Consider the following 17,683-nt stretch of genomic DNA (forward strand, 5'->3'; position numbering starts at 1 on the left):
GAAATGAAAACCGATCTGTTGGTTGCCGCCCTTTCGGCAAATCGCTCCCCGTGAAAGTTCTCCTCGCCCATACGCCGCAGATGCGCCGCGATTATTATGGCGAGCGCAGCTTGAACGGGCTGCGTGCGGTGGCCGACGTCACGCTGCACGAAGGGGAGGTTGCGCTCGATGCCGCCGCTTTGATCGAAGCTGCGCGCGACGTCGAGATCATCGTGGCCGATCGCATGACGCAGGGACCGAACGAGATCTTTGCAAAATTGCCGGCCCTACGCGCTTTCGTGCGCTGTGCGGTCGATATCCGCAACATCGACGTCGCGGCGGCGTCTGCCGCGGGCGTGCTGGTGACGCAGGCAAGCCCCGGATTTGTCCAGTCGGTCGCCGAACTCGCGCTCGGCTATATGATCGACCTGTCGCGCGGCGTGTCCCGCGCCACCGCCGACTATCACGCCGGCCGCATGCCCGAAGTCGTGATGGGACGGCAGCTCGCCGGCAGCCGCGTCGGCATCATCGGCTATGGCAGCATCGGCCGCTATCTCGCCGACCTGGCGAAAGCACTGGGCATGGACGTGCTGGTCGCCGATCCCTTCGTGACCATCGACGATGCCGCGATCCGGCATGTGCCGCTCGACGATCTCCTGACGCACTCCGACTACGTCGTCTGTCTCGCCATCGCCAACGAGCAGACGGAAAATCTGGTTGGGCAGACGGCGCTGGCGAGGATGCAGCGGCACGCCTCCTTCATCAACCTGTCGCGCGGCAATCTGGTCGATGAAGCCGCACTGGCGGCGGCTCTGCGCGAAAAACGCATCGCCGGAGCGGCGATGGACGTCGGCCGCGCGCTCGACCAGATGCCGTCACCGGAACTCGCAAGACTTCCCAATGTGATCGCGACGCCGCATGTCGGCGGGCTGACGCCGCAGGCGATCGAGCATCAATCCTCCGAAACCGTGCGTCAGGTCGCTGATATCATCAAGGGCGAAGCGCCCGTCGGCGCCGTCAACGCCGAGCACTGGACGCGGCGTCCGCGGGTAAAGGAAACATCGTGAAGCGGCTTCCGTTCTTTTATGGCTGGCTGATCGTTATCGTGGTGTTCGTCACGATGGCGATCGGCGTCAATGCGCGCACGGCGTTCTCGCTGTTCTTTCCGCCGATCATTGCCGAGTTCGGCTGGGATCGCGGCGTCACCGCCGGCGCGTTCTCGTTCGGCTTCGTGGTGTCCGGCTTCATGAGCCCGCTGATCGGCAGGATCATGGACCGTCACGGCCCGCGCGCGGTGATGGGGCTTGGCGTGTTGTTGATGGGCAGCGGATTGCTGCTGGCGCCGCTGACCACGCAGCCCTGGCACCTGTACCTGACCATCGGCGTGCTGGTCGGCGCCGGCAGCGTCTGCCTCGGCTATTCCGGCCAATCGCTGTTTTTGCCGAACTGGTTCATCCGTCGCCGCGGGCTGGCGATCGGCATTGCCTTTGCCGGCGTCGGCATCGGCTCGGTGACCTTGCTGCCCTGGGTGCAGCACATGATCGAACAGACCAACTGGCGCACCGCCTGCACGACCATGGGCATCATCGTCTTCGTCGTGCTGGCGCCGATCAATCTCTTGCTGCACAAGCGCCCCGAGGACATCGGCCTCTTGCCGGACGGCGACGCCGCGCCGACGGCGACGTCGGCCAAACCGGTTTCGAATATCGTCGATCCCGTGTGGGCGAATACCGAATGGACATTGGGCCTTGCGGTGCGCACCGCGCGGTTCTGGTGGATCTGCATCGGTTATTTCGCCGGCCTGTACATCTGGTACGCGGTGCAGGTGCACCAGACAAAGTTCCTGCTCGACATCGGCTTCTCTTCCAGCGTCGGCGTCTGGGCACTCGGCGTCGTCAGCCTGCTCGGCATTCCCGGCCAGATCTATCTCGGCCATCTCTCCGACCGCATCGGACGGGAGGCGGTGTGGGCCATCAGTTGCGCCGGCTTTGCCATCTGCTTTGCGGCACTGATCGCGTTGAAGTTCGTGCCCAGCCTCTGGCTGGTTTACCTGATGGTGGTGACGCAGGGCGTGCTGGGCTACGGCCTCACCTCGGTGATGGGACCGGTGGTGCTGGAAATCTTCCAGGGCAAGCATTACGGCAGCATCTTTGGCACCATCATGCTGGCGGCATTGGCAGGCGGTGCGGCCGGACCCTGGGCGACCGGCATTCTCTACGACATATCAGGAAATTACACCGTCGCCTTTGCCGCCGGCATCGCCATGAGCGTGCTGTCGGCGATCGCGATCTGGCAGGCATCGCCCGGAAAGGTGCGCGCGGTTGCCGGCAAGATGGCGCAGGGATAAGGCGAGCGGCATCGCGCAGCAGGCGAGAGAGCCGAGCGGGATCCCGCGATCCCGCAATGCGGTGACGAGTGAGCGGGAGCTTCAGCCGAAGGTTGCCACGCCAAGTCGGCACTCCACAAAAAGAACAACAATCCGGTCAACTAATGACGTGCGCGTCGAGGCACATGTCATGGTCCACCGTACCGACATCGCCGGGAGCAGTAAGGGGCAGGCAAGCCCGGCAATGACGGCATGTGCCGCAATGCACCAACCAGCGCTTTTCTCGAAACATCCTTCGGCCGAACCTCTGTCCGCTTCGCACTCGGGCGGCAGGGAATGCTGTCGTTTCACCACGGCAGTTCCGCCGGTTCATGCAATCCAACTCGAACTCTTATGAGGCGTTGACCCCAAACATGCCTGCAAGGGTCGCGACGAAAATTCGACCCAATAAACAGACGACAAAGGGAGGATACGATGACTTGCCATGAACGATATCTCGCCGGCTGCGCCGCGCTGGCCGTTGCCGCCCTGTTCGCGGCTTCGCCGACGCACGCTCAAGCGCCAACGCAGCCGCAAGACGCAGCCCTGAATGCCGAGGCGGCCCAGAACGACTGGCCGACCTATCACGGCACCTACAAATCCTACCACTACAGCGGCCTCGACCAGATCAACACCGGCAACGTCAAGAATCTCGAAGTCGCGTGGCTGCATTTTCCGGAGCGCGCCACCCGCGGCTTACAGTCGACGCCGCTGGCGCTTGACGGCGTGCTGTACTATTCGGGCTCCTACAGCCGCGTCTATGCGCTGGACGGAGCCACCGGCAAGACGATCTGGGCCTATGCGCCGGAGCTCGACGAGGAGCTCGTCGCCAAGCAGACGCACTCGCCCTACAACCGCGGCATCGCAATCGGACACGGCAATCTCTACGTCGGCACGGTCGACGGGCGCCTGATTGCGCTCGATCTGAAGACCGGCAAGCCGGTATGGGACACCAAGCTGCTCGATTCCAAGAGGATGACCGTCGGCTTCACCGGCGCGCCGCTGGTGGTCAAGGACAAGGTGATCATCGGCGCCCAGGGCGGCGAATGGCCCCATCGCGGACCGATCTTCGGCGTGGACGGCAAGACCGGACAGAAGAAATGGGAATTCTTCACGGTCGCCGGTACCGAAGAGGCCATGAAGACCTGGGGCGGCGATTCCTGGCGGACCGGCGGCGGCGGCGGCTGGATGCCCGGAACCTATGACCCGGAAACCAATACGGTGTGGTGGGGGACCGCCAACCCCGCGCCGCTGTACGACTGGGCGGGCGCGGACTGGAAGAAGAGCGGACCGCGGCCGGGCGAGAATCTCTACACGACATCGGTCATTGCGCTCGATCCCGATACCGGCAAGCTCAAATTCCACCATCAGGAGCTGCCGCATGACGCCTGGGACTTCGACTCGTCCGTGGGCGAATTCGTCATGCTCGACCGCGGCGGCAAGAAGCTCGTCGTGCACGCCAACAAGAGCGGATACGTCTTCGTCTATGATCGTTCCAACGCCAAGATCGAGAACGTCTGGCCGCTGGTGAAGAACATCAACTTCGTCAAGAGCATCGATCCGAAGACCGGCGAACTGATCGGTCGCCGCGATCTCTCGGAAGGCAAGGTGGACCCGCCACTGTGCCCGGCGATTGCCGGCGGCATTAGCTGGAACTCCGGTGCCTACAATCCCAAGAACGGGCTGTTCTACCGGATCGGGCAGGAATGGTGCATGGAATTGACCGTCGAGAAGACGACGCCAATCCTGGAGCCGATGGCCCAGCTCAACATCGGCGCCACGTTCAAATTCGTGCCGCCGCCGGATGGACCGGCCCGCGGTCATCTGAGCGCCCGCGACCCCGTCACCGGCGCCAAGAAGTGGGAGGTCACCTACAAGCAGCCGCCGCTCGCCAGCGTGCTCGCCACCGCGGGCAATCTGGTGTTCGTGCCGGATTCCGAAGGCGTCGTGCACGCCTATAATGCCGACACCGGCGAAGAGCTCTGGTCGCGCAATAACGGCATGGGGCACAATGCCGGCATCATCAGCTACATGGCCGGCGGCAAGCAGTACATCGCCGTGCCGGCCGGCTGGGGCAGCCTGGTGGCCGACGAATTTGTCGCGCTCTACGGCGAGCCCTTCAAGAGCATGCCGAAGAACACCGGTGCGCTGGTCGTCTTCGCGCTCAGACAATGATGATGGCACTGGCGGCAGGGGTCGATCTTTCCCTGCCGCCCTGCCGCTGGATACGGATGCCGGAATGCGAATAACGTCTGTAATCGTCGCTGCCCTGGCCATCGCCTGGTCAGGGCTGCCGACCGCCGCCTTTGCCCAACAGTCCAGTTCAGCCGGCTCCGGCAATCCGCTGCCGCAAGCCGAAGCCTCGCCCAACGACATCGAGGGCGGGAAAATGTTCGCGACCACCTGCGGCTATTGTCACCAGGATGGCGGCCGCCACGCCGGCCGGGGGCCAAAACTGTCGAAGTCCGAGCGCAGCGACGAATACATCGTCGAGCGCATCAAGAAGGGCAAGACCGGCGCCATGCCCGCCTATGGCTCGGTGTTCAGTGACGGCCAGATCATCGCGATCCTGGCTTACATTCGAGGCCTCGATGACTAGCGCGTTCGCCGCGGCCCGGAAGCCGGGATATCGCTCCGCCCGGTACGCGGCACCTCTCGCGCTGCTGATGCTCTGGAGCGCGGCGGCGGATGCCCGCTCGCTGGAAACCGTCATCGAACGCGGCGCGCTGACGCTCTGCGCCAGCCCCAACGCGCTGCCGTTTGCGAGCAAGTCGGGACCGGTGCCGGGATTTCAGATCGAGCTCGGCGAGCAAATCGCCCGGCAACTCGGCGTCAAGCTGACGCGCGAGTGGGTGGTCAGCGCGATCCAGCACCGCCGCGCCGACTGCGACCTCGTGCTCGACGTCATCGCGCGCAAGGATGTGCCGTCCGCGGGCGCCATGCGAACGTCGCGCCCGTATCATCGCAGCGGTGTCGTGCTCGCTGTGCGCGGCGATTCGCCGGCCTCGTCGCTGGCCAATCTCGGTTCCGATCAGCGGGTCGGCGTGCCGGTCGGCTCGCTGGTGTCCATGACGCTCGCCAAGGGCGGCATCGTCACGTCTCCGTTCGTGTTCGAGGACGATATTGTCGCCGCACTGGCCAATCGCGAGATCGAGGCCGCCGCGGTCACGCCGATGACGGTCGGCTGGTTCAACCTCCAGCATTCAGACAAGCCGCTGCGCCTGATTCCGGCGTTCGACAACGACCAGGATTTGAACTGGAATATTGCGGCCGGGCTGTTTCGCCCCGACGACAAATTGCGCCAGCGCGTCGATGCGGCGATCGAGGCGCTGCTGGCCGACGGCACGATCGCGAAGATCTATGCGCGCTACGGCATCGAGCTGCGGCCTCCGCAATGAGGTCCGGCCGGTTGCGCACCGGCCGGATGATTAAGAGATGCTACCGCTCGGCGATGAGCTGGTAGGTGCCGCGCTCGAAGATGTCGTAGACGGCCAGGGCCTTGGCATCGGCAAACGGCAGGTACTGCATCATGATCACGCCCGCGATGCCGCGCGTGGGATCGATCCAGAAAAACGTGTTGTTGATGCCGCCCCAGCTCAGGCTGCCGGGCGAGCGCTTGCCCGGCAGCTGGTCGGCCGTGATGAGGAAGCCGAGCCCCCATTTGTCGCGGCCGTCGGCGATGAAGGTGAAGTCGGCGCTGCGCGGCAGCGCGGATTTCAGCGCGGGGACGGAGACCGCGCCGATGTGGTTCTGGCCCATCAGCGCCACCGTCTCGGCCTTCAGCACGCGCGCACCGTCAAGCTCGCCGCCATTGAGCAGCATGCGCATGAAGCGCCCATAGTCGCTGGCCGTGGAAGCGAGGCCGCCGCCGCCGATCGGGGACGCGATGGTGAGCCCGAGCTGCGGATTTTGCAGTTCGATGGCGCCGTCCATCTTTGCGCCCGCGCGCTGCTGCTGCGCCACCAGCCGCGCGGCTTTGGCTTCCGGCACGTTGTAGGAGGTATCGTCCATCTTCAGCGGCGCGAAGATGTGCTGGCGGAAATACTCCTCCAGCTTCTGCCCCGACACTGCCTCGACCAGCTTGCCGCAAACATCGGTAGAAGTGCTGTAGTGCCAGCGCTCGCCGGGATCGAACAGCAGCGGCCCGCCGAACGGATAGGTCTCGCCCGCCTTCGGCTTGAAATCGCGCCAGGTCTCGCTGGTGAAGGGATAGGCGAGGCCAGACGTATGCGTGAGGAAATGCCGCACCGTCGGCGGCTTCGATGCCGGACGCAGCTGATACTCTCCGGTCTTCGCATCGAACGATACGAACACCTTCAGTCCGGCCAGCTCGGGCAGATATTTCTCGGCGGGGTCATCGAGACCGATGCGACCCTGTTCGACCAGTTGCATCAACGCCACCGACGTGACCGGCTTGGTCATCGAGGCAATACGAAACAGCGAGTCGGCAGCGACGGGACGCCCGGTTGCGACATCGGCCACGCCGAAGGCGCTCTGATAGAGCACGCGGTCGCGATCGGTGACCAGCGTAACGACGCCCGGCACGTCCTTGCGTTCGACCGCTGCCTTCAGGTTCGCGTCGAGCGCCGTGCCGGCAGGTGAAGTTTGCGCGCTCGCCGTGTCGATCAATGCAGCAATCATTATACCTGCCGTGAAGACTGTTTTGTTGAGGAATGTCTTTCGATACATCGAAGCCTCCCTGTCGTATACGGCCCGGGTGTTGCCCCGAGGCTGATTTTTTATTCGACTCCGGCTCGATGACGACAAGAAACGGCGTTGCCACATCGGCCTGTCGCGCCGTGACACTAGCACCCGCAATTTGTTGAGTCCCGGATTCCAGTGCGATCGTGCGTTGCCCACGCCAGCCGCGGGTCTCGGCGGGTGAAACAAAAGTGGGAGATTGAATCCGGCGCCTTACTTCAGGTCGAACGCATCGCCGATCGCATCCTGTAGATCGTTGAACGCGCGCAGGAAGCTGTCGGATGGCGTGGTCTCGGGATCGATCAGCCGATGCAGGCGGAAGCCGTCCTCCAGTGCCAGCAGGATGGCTGCCACCCATTCCGGCCGTTTGAAGTTCTTGCCGCTGTGCTTCGAGATGATGGTGACGATCTCCGTCAGCATCTGCCGGCGCGCGCGCAGGCGCTTGGCCAGTTCCGGCCGCCGCTTTTCGGCACGCGCCACGAACAGGATCATTTCCATGTGCAGCAGGGGAGAGCGGCCGAGCGGATCTCCCCCACGCTCCATGTTGCGGTACGCATCCATGAAATCCTGGAGATCCTGGTGCTTCGCAAGAAGGTCGAGGTTGCGCCTGACCAACTGCTCGACATGATCTTCCAGCATGGCGATGATCAGTTCGTCCTTGCTGGCGAAGTTCGAATAGAACGCCCCGCGCGTGAAACCAGCCGCCGCCGCGATCGCCTCGATGCTGGCCGCGTTGATGCCCTGTTCCTCGAATACGGCTGCCGCCGCCTCGAACAGCTTGTCGCGGGTGTCGTCGCGGGTCGGTCGGGTTCTGACTCTTGACATCGGCGCAGTTTAGGGCAGAATGCAACTCGATACAACAATGTATCGAGTTGCGCATAACAATTCCGGGGCGGGCAAGCAGACGAGGGACCCATGAACGAGCATGTTCAGACTGCGACCAGCACGCCGCTGTTCGATCCGCTGTCGCCGGAATTCATCCGCAACCCCTATCCGCATTATGAGCGGCTGCGCGCCACCGACCCGATCCACCTGACCCAGCACGGCATGTATCTGGCAAGCCGCCATGCCGACATCACGGTGGTGCTGCGCGACAAGCGTTTCGGCAAGGACTATCCCGAGCGCATCAAGCGGCGATACGGCCCCGACGTCATGAAGGAGCCGGTGTTCCGCAATTTTGCGCTGACGATGCTACAGCAGGATCCGCCCGATCACACCCGCCTGCGCGGACTGGTGGCGAAGGCGTTCACCGCGCGCCGGGTCGAGGACATGCGCCCGCAGATCCAGCGCATCGTCGACGAAAATCTCGACCGCATCATCCCGCAAGGGAAGATGGACCTGATCGAGGATTTTGCCTATCGCCTGCCGGTCACGGTGATCTGCGACATGCTCGGCATCCCGATGGAGCATCGCGAGATGTTCTACACCGGCGCGCGCAACAGCGGACGCATCCTCGAGCCGGTGCCGATGACGCCGGAGGAAATCAAGCAGAGCAATGCCGGCCAGGCGATGATCAAGATGTATTTTGATCAGCTGTTCGACATCCGCCGCAAGAACCCGGGCGACGATCTCACCACGCAATTGCTCCACGCCGAGGAAGCCGGCGACAAGCTCTCTAACGACGAACTCTACGCCAACATCATCCTGCTGTTCGGTGCCGGCCACGAGACCACAGTCAATTTGATCGGCAACGGCCTGCTGGCGCTGTTCCGCAATCCGGATCAGCTGGCGCTGCTCAAGGCGAAGCCGGAACTGATCACCAACGCGATCGAGGAATTCCTGCGTTACGACTCCTCGGTGCAGATGACCGGCCGGGTCACGCTGGAGGACATCGAGGACCTCGGCGGAAAGCCCATCCCCAAGGGCGAGTCCGTGCTGTGCCTGCTCGGCTCAGCCAACCACGACCCGTCAGTCTATCCCGATCACCCCGAGCGGCTGGACATCACCCGGCCGAACGTCAAGCCGCTCTCGTTCGGCGGCGGTATCCATTTCTGCCTCGGCGCCCAGCTCGCCCGTATCGAGGCGGAGGTCGCGATCAACACCCTGCTGCGCCGGATTCCGGACCTGCGGCTGGATGACGCGGAAAACCCGGAATGGCGGCCCACCTTCGTGCTCCGCGGCCTGAAGCGCCTGCCGGCGAGCTGGTGATACTCGGGCAAGAGGCGCTATCCGGGCCTCGTGGTTCGAGACGCGCGGCGTTGCCGCGCTCCTCACCATGAGGGTCTTGCAGCGGTGTTGGCCTCATCCATGGCGTTGGCCACACCCCGAGACCTCATCCTGAGGAGCGGCCGCTTGGCCGCGTCTCGAAGGATGCAGTCGGGCAAGTTTTGATTGATCGGAGGCGAGTCCGGCAGCGATGCCGCTGTGACTTCGCCATACTTGTCTCTATATTCCGGGTGTTCCGGCGCCGGGCTTTGGTGGGTGCGGCCGTCACCGGGCGCACCCTAGAGGAGACACCGTGCAGACGACGCTGCTCGGATTGGCGATCGCCTTCATTATCGCGCTGCTGGCCGCGCTGATCGGCCCGTATTTCATCGACTGGAACCAGTTTCGTCCGCAGTTCGAGGCTGAGGCGACCCGGATCGTCGGTGCGCCCGTGCGCGTGTCCGGCAAGCTCGACGCGCGTCTTTTGCCGGCGCCGTCGCTGCAACTGGCCTCGGTGACCGTCGGCGGGGCCAACGACCTCGGCAAGGTGCGCGCCGAGAAGCTCGACGTCGAGTTCAGCCTGGGATCGCTGATGCGCGGCGAGGTGCGCGCTACCGAACTGACTGTCAACGGCCTTTCGCTCGACCTTGGTCTCGATCCCAAAGGCCGCATCGACTGGCCGGCCTCGACCGGGTCGGGCAATCTGGGATCGCTGGCGATCGACCGGGTGAACCTCACTGGCCGCATCGCGCTGCATGATGCGGCAAGCCGCACAACGCTCGAGCTGAGCGACATTGCATTCTCCGGTGACGTGCGCTCGCTCGCTGGATCGATCCGTGGCGACGGCAATTTCATGGTGCAGGGCGTGCGCTACCCGTTCCGGGTATCTTCCGGCCAGACCCAGGACGGCAACGGCACCCGCCTCCGTCTCAGCATCGATCCGGCCCAGCGTCCCCTGGCGCTCGATCTTGAGGGCGTGCTGACCTTCGATCAACGCGCCCCCAGCTTTGATGGCACCGCCACGCTATCAGCGCCGGCCGCCGCAAAGGGCGTGGCGATGCCGTGGAAGATCGTATCGAAGGTCAAGGGTGACTACGCCAGCGCCCGGCTCGACCAGATCGAGGTGAACTACGGCCCCGAGGATCGCGCGCTGCGTTTCACCGGCGTCGGCGACGCCGTGTTCGGTACCTCGCCCCTGCTGCGCGCCTCGCTGACGGCCCGGCAGCTCGATGCCGACCGGTTTGCCGCGAAAGATAACGCGGCAGAGCCCGTGCGCGTCCTGCCCGCGATGCGCGCGCTGCTCGCCGGCATGCCGCCGGCGCCGATCCCGACCCAGCTCGAATTCTCCTCCGAGCAGATCATGCTTGGCGGGCGCCCGATCCAGGATGTCGTCGCCGGGCTTTATGCCGGCGCCGGCGACTGGAGCATCCGCCGGCTGGAATTTCGCGCGCCGGGGACGACAAGGATGTCGCTGAGCGGCGCGAGCGGGCAAAGCGCTTCGCCCGACAATTTCAAGGCCGCGCTCAGCATCGACTCGGCCGAGCCGGATTCGCTGATGATATGGCTACAGGGCCGCAGCGATCTTGCCTACCGCAGCCAGAAGCCGCTGCGCCTGCGCGGTGACGTCAGCGTCGCCTCGGACAGTTTTTCGATCGACGGCATGAAGGCCGAGCTTGACGGCGGCGCGGTCGAAGGGCGGATCGCGGTGTCGCATCCGCAAGCAACGGGGTCGCGGGTCGATGCCGATCTCAGGGCCGAGCGGCTCGACCTCGACGCGGCCACCGCCTTTCTGCGGTCGCTGGCGGGTCCGCAGGCCGAGTGGCCGCAGGAGGCGTCGCTATCGCTCAATGTCGGCCGCGCGATCTCCGCCGGACAGGAATTGCGGCCGCTGATGGCAACGCTGGGATACAACGAGAAGACGATTTCGCTGGATCGGCTGAAGATCGGCCAGCCCGACGGCGTGACGATCGAGGGCAGCGGCAGCTTCGACCGGGCCAATGCCACCGGCAAGCTGGCGCTCGCTTCCAGCGCCGCCTCGTTCAACCAGCTCACGGCGGCGATCGCGCCGTTTTCGCCATCGCTTGTCGCGCGGTTCAATGCGATGGGGACCGCCTCCGGCCCGGCACGTGCAAAACTTTCCATCGATCTCGATAAGGCCGCAGGCCAATCCGATCGCGCCAGCGCGCGCGCCGTGCTCGATCTCGACGCGCCGCAGTTGAAAGGCGTCACCACGCTCACCGCTAGGCCGCCGGTTGCGGCGATCAACGGCATCGACATCGAGGCGATCAAGCGCAGCGAAATGGCGATAGAATCGAAGATGTCGTCGCAACAGGGCCGCGCGCTGCTGGCCCTGCTCGGTCTTGACCGCGCCATCGCGGTGGGAGAGGGAGCCGGACAATTCGAAGGTGCCGCGAGCGGCGCCTGGGGTGCGCCGGTGCGTCTGAAGGCAAGGCTGTCGGGCACGGGTCTCAACGCCGAAGCGGAAGGAACGGCCGAGCCTTGGGCGAAGGAATCCAAGGCCAGCCTGAACCTGAAGATCGGCGGCATCAATCTTGCGCCGCTGCTCGATCTCAACCCCGCGGACAAGCTCGCGCAAAATATCGGCCTGACGTCACGCCTCACCGTCGCGGGCAACAAATGGACGTTCGATGATCTCGACAGCAGCATTGACGGTTCGCGCCTGCGCGGGCACCTGGCGCTGACGCTCGACGAGGACAAGGCGGTCGAGGGCGAGGTCGGCCTCGATATGCTGGCGCTGGAGCCGACCTTCGCGCTGGCGATCGGCGCGGCCGGTGACCCGGCCGAGCCGCTCCGCGCCGGGCTGGTCAAGGGTTGGCGCGGCCGCGTCGCATTCCAGGCCTTGCGCGGCGTGATGCCGGGCGGCATCGAGTTGCAGCAGATCGGCGGCACGGTGAAGGCCGACGGCCAGTCGGTGACGTTCGACGATATCAAGGGCAGGATCGGCGGCGGCGATCTGAGCGGGAGCATCGATGCAAGGCCCGGCGGCAACGGCATCTCGCTCAATGCACGCCTACAGCTTTCCGGCGTCGACGCCAGCGTGCTGCGCTATCGCGCGCTGGAGATGCCGGCCGGCCGTGCCTCGCTGGAGATGACGCTGACCAGCCAGGGCCGCAGCGCTTCCGCGCTGGTCGGCGCGCTCGCCGGCAGCGGCACGGTGACGCTGGAATCGGCCAAATTCGCCGGCCTCAATCCGCGCGCGTTCGAGGTCGCGGTGCGCGCCAGCGACAGCGGCCAGGCCCGGGACGATGCGCGGCTCAAGCAGGTCGTGGAGCCGGCACTGTCGGCTGGCGCGCTCGCGGTGGTCTCCGCTCAAATTCCCTTCAGCATTCGCGACGGGCGGATGCGGGTCAGCCCCACCACGATCGATGCGCAGGGCGTGCGCGCGGTCATCTCCGGCGGCTACGACATTCCGGCCGATCAGGCCGACATCCGCGCCACGCTCGCGCTGACGATGCCGCTGGCGGTGAGCGGCCGTCCCGAGATCCAGTTGTTCGCGGCCGGCACGCCCGATGCGATGACCCGCAGCGTCGATATTGCCGCCTTGTCGTCGTGGCTCGCCGTGCGCACGATCGATCACGAAACCCGCCGGCTGGATGCCATCGAGCGTGGCGAGCCGCCGCCGCCCCCGCCGGCGCCGATTTCGATTCCCGCCGAAGCTGCGCAGGACATCGCTCCGCCGCCGAGTCCGGCGCCGCCGCAGGTGCCGGTGCCGCCCCGCCGCACGCCGCCGCCAAAGGCCAAGGCCGGTCCACGCCCGCCCGCAGCGCAAGCGCCCACACCGCAGCAGCAGGCGGCCCCTCCGCGTCAGCCCGCGCCGCCACCCGCCGCCGCCCAGGCCGCGCCGTTACCACCGCCGATCGAGGTGCGGCCCGCGCCGGGCGTCCTGGCAAAGCCAAGACCAAAACCGCCGCCGCCACCGCTGGCACTGACGCCGCAGGTCCCGCCGCGCCCGCCGGCGCCGGTGCAGAATTAGAGCATGCCCTTGGTGCTGCCACGCGCGTCACGTGTGATGAAGAAACTCAGCTTCAGATAACTGAGTTGGACAGTCGATGCGAATTGTTCCGCGAATAGCGGCCGGCAGCTTTGACACTTAACGGACATCAGGTCGTCGAGAAGTATCTCTGTTTGAATTGTCAAAAATTACAGCAAGTGCCAAAGCAAGAAGGCCGTAGGCGATTGCATTAACAGCGCCTGCTATGGCCAGCGCCAAGATGTCGGAAGAGACCGGCCCATGGGGACCAAACAATAGCATTATCGCGATGATGCCTGGTGCTTGCAAAAAATCCAAGATACCGCCGGGCATTTGCCACGCTATCGCGAGCAAGATCATCGAGAAGAATATTCCAATCGCCATCGCAATGATATTTCTACGCTTCATGGTCAACGGCGCTGTGGACCAGCCAAGCAGGATGGTGAAGGCTAGGCCGATGGCTGCGACAGAAGCGGCCAGGATTGAGGTGTAGGTGAGCACAGCAAGCGTGCGTTCGGTAGTGAGCCCCCAAGTCCCTTCTGGACTTGGCATAAATGCTGACAGGACCACCGCCGCAAAATACATCGCCGGGGCAGCTAAAATGATCAGCGAAAACATGCGGGCAAGCCAGTGGGCCACGTCGTAGCTCCTTTCCGAAGCCTGCTGCCAGAGCATTGGCCTATCAGGATGCCACCAGGACGACTAGAACGCACGCTTATCCGCCGCATCTGGCCCTTAGTGGGCCCTTCTGTGCGAACGGCCCAGTTCTGCGACCACCGGTTCGCTACAGCACCATCTCCCGATCAATCCCGATCGCCCGCAGAAACGCCTGATCATGGCTGACCACGATCAGCGCGCCGTCGAATCCGTTCAGCGCATCTTCTAGCTCCTCGATCGATGCGAGGTCGAGATGGTTGGTCGGCTCGTCCAGCAGCAACAGCAGCGGCGGCTGCGCGCGCGCGAACACGCAGGCCATGCCCGCGCGCAGCCGCTCGCCGCCGCTCAGCGTGCCGGCGACTTGCAGCGCGGCCCTGTTGCGGAAAGCGAAGCGCGCCAGTGCGGCATATGCTTCATTGTCCGTCAAATCTCCGTTCAGCCGCCGCATGTTGTCGAGAATGCTTGAGGCGGGATCGAGCAGACTGACGTGCTGGTCGAGCAGGGCGATCCGATCCGTGAGGCGGCGAACATCTCCCGCAACAGGCGCAAGCTCGCCGGTGATCAGGCGGAGCAGGGTGGTTTTTCCCGAACCATTGGCGCCGCGGATCGCGATGCGCTCGGGGCCGCGCACCACGAACGATAGCGGGCCGAACAGCCGGCGGTCGGCATGCGCCATCACCACCTCGTCGAAGGCGATCAGTTCGCGGCTTCCGGGCAAATTCGCCTTCGGCAGGTTGATCGACAGCGGCGTCAATATCTCGACGCGGGCGTGCGCTTCCGCCAGCGCGTCGGTGCGGTCGCCGATCAGCCGCTCGGCGATGCGGTTTTCGCGCGCGCCGCTGTTCTCGGCGCGCTGCTTCATGGCGCCCAGCAGCAGCGTGTCATGGCTGCCGCTCGCCGCATAGGCGCGGCCGGCCTTGTCGCGCCGCGCCTTCTTCTCCTTGGCTTTCTGTGCCGCGCGTTCGGTGTTGCGCAGCGCATCAGCCGCGCGGTCGAGATCGGCTTCAGCGCGCTCGCGTGCGGCGTCGCGCGCTTCGGCGAATGCCGGCCATGCGCCGCCGAAGATGGTGACGCCGACCGGCGTGAGCTCGACGATGCGGTCGACCTGCTCCAGCAGCACGCGGTCGTGGCTTGCGACCACGCAGCCGCCTTGCCAGCGCGCCAGCAATTGCGCGACCGCCTCGCGGCCGTCGGCGTCGAGATTGTTGGTGGGCTCGTCGAGCAGCAACAGGTTCGGCGCCTCGATCAATAGCCGCGCCAGCGCAACGCGCGTCCGCTCGCCGCCGCTGAGCGAAGCGACCGGCCGGTCCAGCGGCAAAGCGGGCAGGCCGGTCTCGGTCAGCGCCTGCTCGATGCGGCTTTCCAGCGTCCAGTCGGCGTCATCAGCATCGGCGAGCGAGCCTTCGCCGCGTTCGAGCCGGCGCAGCCGGGCGAGGCGCTCGGTGACACCGAGCGCCTGCGCGACCGTGAGGCGTTCATCGGCCAGTTGCGCAAGCACGCCGATCGATCCGGCGCGATGCATCGAACCGGTGGCCGGTTCGACCTCGCCGGCGAGCAGCCGCAACAGGGTCGACTTGCCGCAGCCGTTGCGACCGACAACGCCAGTCCGCTCGCGTCCGAGCGCAAGCGTCAGTCCGTCGAAGAGGGGGCGTCCGTCAGGCGTAGAGAGGGAGATCGAATCCAGAATAACCAATGCGGTCATGGAGAACTTCCGAGATGGAGGGGAATCGCGGCGCAGTGAGCGAGGCGAAATCCATTTCGGGCTCCATGGGGTCAGAGGATTCGGACGGCTTACATAGAAGCCCTGCGGGGAGGGTGCAAGTCGGAACTCGTCGGGCTGACTTCAGCTAAGTGAGGTAACGATGCATCTTTTTCGGCTCAGGCCAGCGACTCCGAGCGACGGCCGGCCGGAGGCGTGTTCTACTGTGCATGGGGTTGTTTTGCAGATTTTGGTTTCGGCTACCCGGCGCCGAGCGCGAACGCGATCTGGTAGGTCACAAGGCTGGCAAGATAGGCCAGCGTCAGCATGTAGAAGAACGTCGCCCACATCCATCGCCAGCCGCCGGTCTCGCGGCGGATCACGGCGAGCGTGGAGGCGCATTGCGGAGCGAAGATGTACCAGACCAGCAGCGACAGCGCGGTGGCCAGACTCCATTTGGTCGCCAGCATCTGCCCGATCTGCTCGGCGGCTTCCTTGCCGCCCTCGATCGAGTAGACCGTGCCGAGCGCGCCGACCGCGACTTCGCGCGCCGCCATGCCGGGGATCAGCGCGACCGCGATCTGCCAGTTGAAGCCGAGCGGCGCCAGCAGCGGCTCCAGGGTTTTGCCGAGCCAGGCGGCGATGCTGTAGTCGATGGCAGGTTCAGTCGCGCCGGCGGGTGCTTGCGGGAATGACGCCAGGAACCAGATCAGCACCATCATCGACAGGATCGTGGTGCCGGCGCGCTGGAGGAACATCAGCGCCCGCGTGTAGATGCCGATCGCGATGCTGCGCAGCCGCGGCAGCTTGTAATCGGGCAGTTCCAGCATGAACGGCGCCGGCTGGTAGTCGCGCAGCATGAAGAACTTGATCAGGAACGACATGCCGAGGGCGCTGGCGATGCCGGCGGCATAGAGCCCGAACATCACGAGGCCCTGGAGGTTGATAAAGCCCCAGACCTTCTGGTCGGGGATGAAGGCCGAGATGATCAGCGTGTAGACGGGAATGCGCGCCGAGCAGGTCATCAGCGGTGCGATCAGGATGGTGGTGAGGCGGTCGCGGCGATTGTCGATCACGCGCGTCGCCATGATGCCGGGAATGGCGCAGGCAAAGCTCGACAGCAGCGGAATGAAGGCGCGGCCGTGCAGGCCCGCGCCGCCCATGATGCGGTCCATCAGGAACGCCGCGCGCGCCATGTAGCCAAAGTCTTCCAGCAGCAGGATGAACAGGAAGATCAGGATGATCTGCGGCAGGAACACCACCACGCTGCCGACGCCGGCGATCAGGCCGTTTTGCAGAAAGCTCTGGAACAGGCCGTCGGGCAGGGTGTCGTGGATGAACTGCCCGAGCGCGCCGAAGGAGGACGACAGCAGCTCCATCACCGGCGATGCCCAGGCGAACACCGCCTGGAACATCACGAACAGGATCAGCGCCAGCACCAGAAGGCCCCACACGGGATGCAGCACCACGGCGTCGATCCGTGCCGTCCAGGTGTCCGGCCGCGTCGGCAGGCTGACGGCGGAGGCAATGATGCGGTCGGCCTCGCGCTGGGTAGCGCGCAATTGCGCCACCGTCAGCGGCTGCCACTGATTTGGCTGCGGCGGGGCCGCTTCCTTTGCCGCGATCTCGTCGGTCAGTTTCAGCAGGTCAGCGGTGCCGCCCTTGCGCACGGCGATCGAGGTGACCACGGGAATGCCGAGCGCCTCGGACAGTTTTGGCACGTCCACGCTGACGCCGCGCCGTGTTGCGATGTCGAACATGTTGAGCACCAGCGCCAGCGGACGGCCGGTGTTCTTCAGTTCCAGCAACAGACGGATGGTCAGCCGCAGATTGGTGCTATCGGCAACGCACAGCACGAGATCCGGCGGCACTTCGCCCGGCGCGCGGCCGAGCACCATGTCGCGCGTGATCTCCTCATCCGGGCTGCGGCCGCGCAGCGAATAGGTGCCGGGCAGATCGACCACCGAGACCTGGCGCCCCGTCGGGGTGACGAAAAAACCCTGTTTGCGCTCCACGGTGACGCCGGGATAGTTGGCGACCTTTTGCCGGCTGCCGGTCAGCGCGTTGAACAGCGAGGTTTTTCCGCTGTTTGGCGTGCCAACCAGGGCTAGATTCATCAGCGGAGCTTCCATGGGGCGATGTCCGG

The 17,683-nt window shown here is 65.1% G+C and carries 12 protein-coding genes; 7 read left to right on the forward strand and 5 right to left on the reverse strand.

The genetic code is table 11. From position 1 onward, the window contains the following. Positions 1-50 precede the first annotated feature (50 nt). The 5 genes from JQ628_RS27675 (at position 51) to JQ628_RS27695 (ending at position 5,742) form a co-directional block, all read left to right on the forward strand. Entirely contained in the window at positions 51-1,046 is a 996-nt protein-coding gene (locus JQ628_RS27675) for a hydroxyacid dehydrogenase (protein ID WP_212227623.1), read from the forward strand. Between the two features lie 53 nt (positions 1,047-1,099). Then, on the forward strand, positions 1,100-2,326 hold the full coding sequence (locus JQ628_RS27680; RefSeq protein ID WP_212227825.1) for an MFS transporter: 1,227 nt from the start codon (positions 1,100-1,102) through the stop codon (positions 2,324-2,326). A gap of 453 nt (positions 2,327-2,779) precedes the next feature. Further along, positions 2,780-4,519 (forward strand): pyrroloquinoline quinone-dependent dehydrogenase, encoded by a 1,740-nt coding sequence (locus JQ628_RS27685; protein ID WP_212227625.1) that lies wholly within the window; start codon positions 2,780-2,782, stop codon positions 4,517-4,519. 64 nt (positions 4,520-4,583) lie between these two features. Further along, a complete protein-coding gene (locus tag JQ628_RS27690; RefSeq protein WP_212227627.1) occupies positions 4,584-4,943 on the forward strand; it encodes a c-type cytochrome in 360 nt (119 codons plus the stop codon). Then, positions 4,936-5,742 (forward strand): substrate-binding periplasmic protein, encoded by an 807-nt coding sequence (locus tag JQ628_RS27695; RefSeq protein ID WP_212227629.1) that lies wholly within the window; start codon positions 4,936-4,938, stop codon positions 5,740-5,742. Before JQ628_RS27690 ends, JQ628_RS27695 begins: the two co-directional genes overlap by 8 nt. A 40-nt stretch (positions 5,743-5,782) precedes the next feature. Here the strand turns inward: JQ628_RS27695 and JQ628_RS27700 are convergent, their stop codons facing one another. Together JQ628_RS27700 and JQ628_RS27705 are read right to left on the reverse strand one after the other, a co-directional pair. Beyond that, positions 5,783-7,033 (reverse strand): serine hydrolase domain-containing protein, encoded by a 1,251-nt coding sequence (locus JQ628_RS27700; protein WP_212227631.1) that lies wholly within the window; start codon positions 7,031-7,033, stop codon positions 5,783-5,785. A 225-nt stretch (positions 7,034-7,258) separates the two neighbouring features. Continuing rightward, the gene (locus JQ628_RS27705) at positions 7,259-7,870 is read right to left on the reverse strand and encodes a TetR/AcrR family transcriptional regulator (RefSeq protein ID WP_212227633.1); all 612 of its coding nucleotides are present in this window, start codon (positions 7,868-7,870) and stop codon (positions 7,259-7,261) included. A gap of 90 nt (positions 7,871-7,960) precedes the next feature. Between JQ628_RS27705 and JQ628_RS27710 the strand changes: the two genes are divergently transcribed. Both JQ628_RS27710 and JQ628_RS27715 read left to right on the forward strand, forming a co-directional pair. Beyond that, positions 7,961-9,193: a cytochrome P450 gene (locus tag JQ628_RS27710; protein WP_212227635.1), complete on the forward strand. Its 1,233-nt coding sequence runs from the start codon at positions 7,961-7,963 to the stop codon at positions 9,191-9,193. Between the two features lie 310 nt (positions 9,194-9,503). After that, on the forward strand, positions 9,504-13,184 hold the full coding sequence (locus JQ628_RS27715) for an AsmA family protein (RefSeq protein WP_212227637.1): 3,681 nt from the start codon (positions 9,504-9,506) through the stop codon (positions 13,182-13,184). 117 nt (positions 13,185-13,301) lie between these two features. On the opposite strand, the gene JQ628_RS27720 is transcribed toward JQ628_RS27715, so the two are convergent. From JQ628_RS27720 to feoB, 3 genes are all read right to left on the reverse strand, one after another. Then, complete coding sequence (locus JQ628_RS27720) at positions 13,302-13,820, reverse strand: hypothetical protein (RefSeq protein ID WP_212227639.1); 519 nt, start codon at positions 13,818-13,820, stop codon at positions 13,302-13,304. A 145-nt stretch (positions 13,821-13,965) separates the two neighbouring features. After that, positions 13,966-15,540, reverse strand: a complete 1,575-nt coding sequence (locus tag JQ628_RS27725) for an ABC-F family ATP-binding cassette domain-containing protein (RefSeq protein WP_212227641.1) — start codon at positions 15,538-15,540, stop codon at positions 13,966-13,968. Positions 15,541-15,797: 257 nt separating this feature from the next. After that, on the reverse strand, positions 15,798-17,669 hold the full coding sequence (feoB, locus tag JQ628_RS27730; RefSeq protein WP_212227643.1) for a ferrous iron transporter B: 1,872 nt from the start codon (positions 17,667-17,669) through the stop codon (positions 15,798-15,800). Positions 17,670-17,683 lie beyond the last annotated feature (14 nt).

The sequence above is a fragment of the Bradyrhizobium lablabi genome, from assembly GCF_018129385.1.
Lineage (GTDB): Bacteria > Pseudomonadota > Alphaproteobacteria > Rhizobiales > Xanthobacteraceae > Bradyrhizobium > Bradyrhizobium lablabi_C.

Bases quoted from the DNA above. Each gene is read 5' to 3' on its own strand.
- JQ628_RS27680 (WP_212227825.1), top strand. From the start codon at position 1,100: ATGGCGATCGGCGTCAATGCGCGCACGGCGTTCTCGCTGTTCTTTCCG.
- JQ628_RS27685 (WP_212227625.1), top strand. From the start codon at position 2,780: ATGACTTGCCATGAACGATATCTCGCCGGCTGCGCCGCGCTGGCCGTT.
- JQ628_RS27690 (WP_212227627.1), top strand. From the start codon at position 4,584: ATGCGAATAACGTCTGTAATCGTCGCTGCCCTGGCCATCGCCTGGTCA.
- JQ628_RS27695 (WP_212227629.1), top strand. From the start codon at position 4,936: ATGACTAGCGCGTTCGCCGCGGCCCGGAAGCCGGGATATCGCTCCGCC.
- JQ628_RS27700 (WP_212227631.1), bottom strand. From the start codon at position 7,033: ATGTATCGAAAGACATTCCTCAACAAAACAGTCTTCACGGCAGGTATA.
- JQ628_RS27705 (WP_212227633.1), bottom strand. From the start codon at position 7,870: ATGTCAAGAGTCAGAACCCGACCGACCCGCGACGACACCCGCGACAAG.
- JQ628_RS27710 (WP_212227635.1), top strand. From the start codon at position 7,961: ATGAACGAGCATGTTCAGACTGCGACCAGCACGCCGCTGTTCGATCCG.
- JQ628_RS27725 (WP_212227641.1), bottom strand. From the start codon at position 15,540: ATGACCGCATTGGTTATTCTGGATTCGATCTCCCTCTCTACGCCTGAC.
- feoB (WP_212227643.1), bottom strand. From the start codon at position 17,669: ATGGAAGCTCCGCTGATGAATCTAGCCCTGGTTGGCACGCCAAACAGC.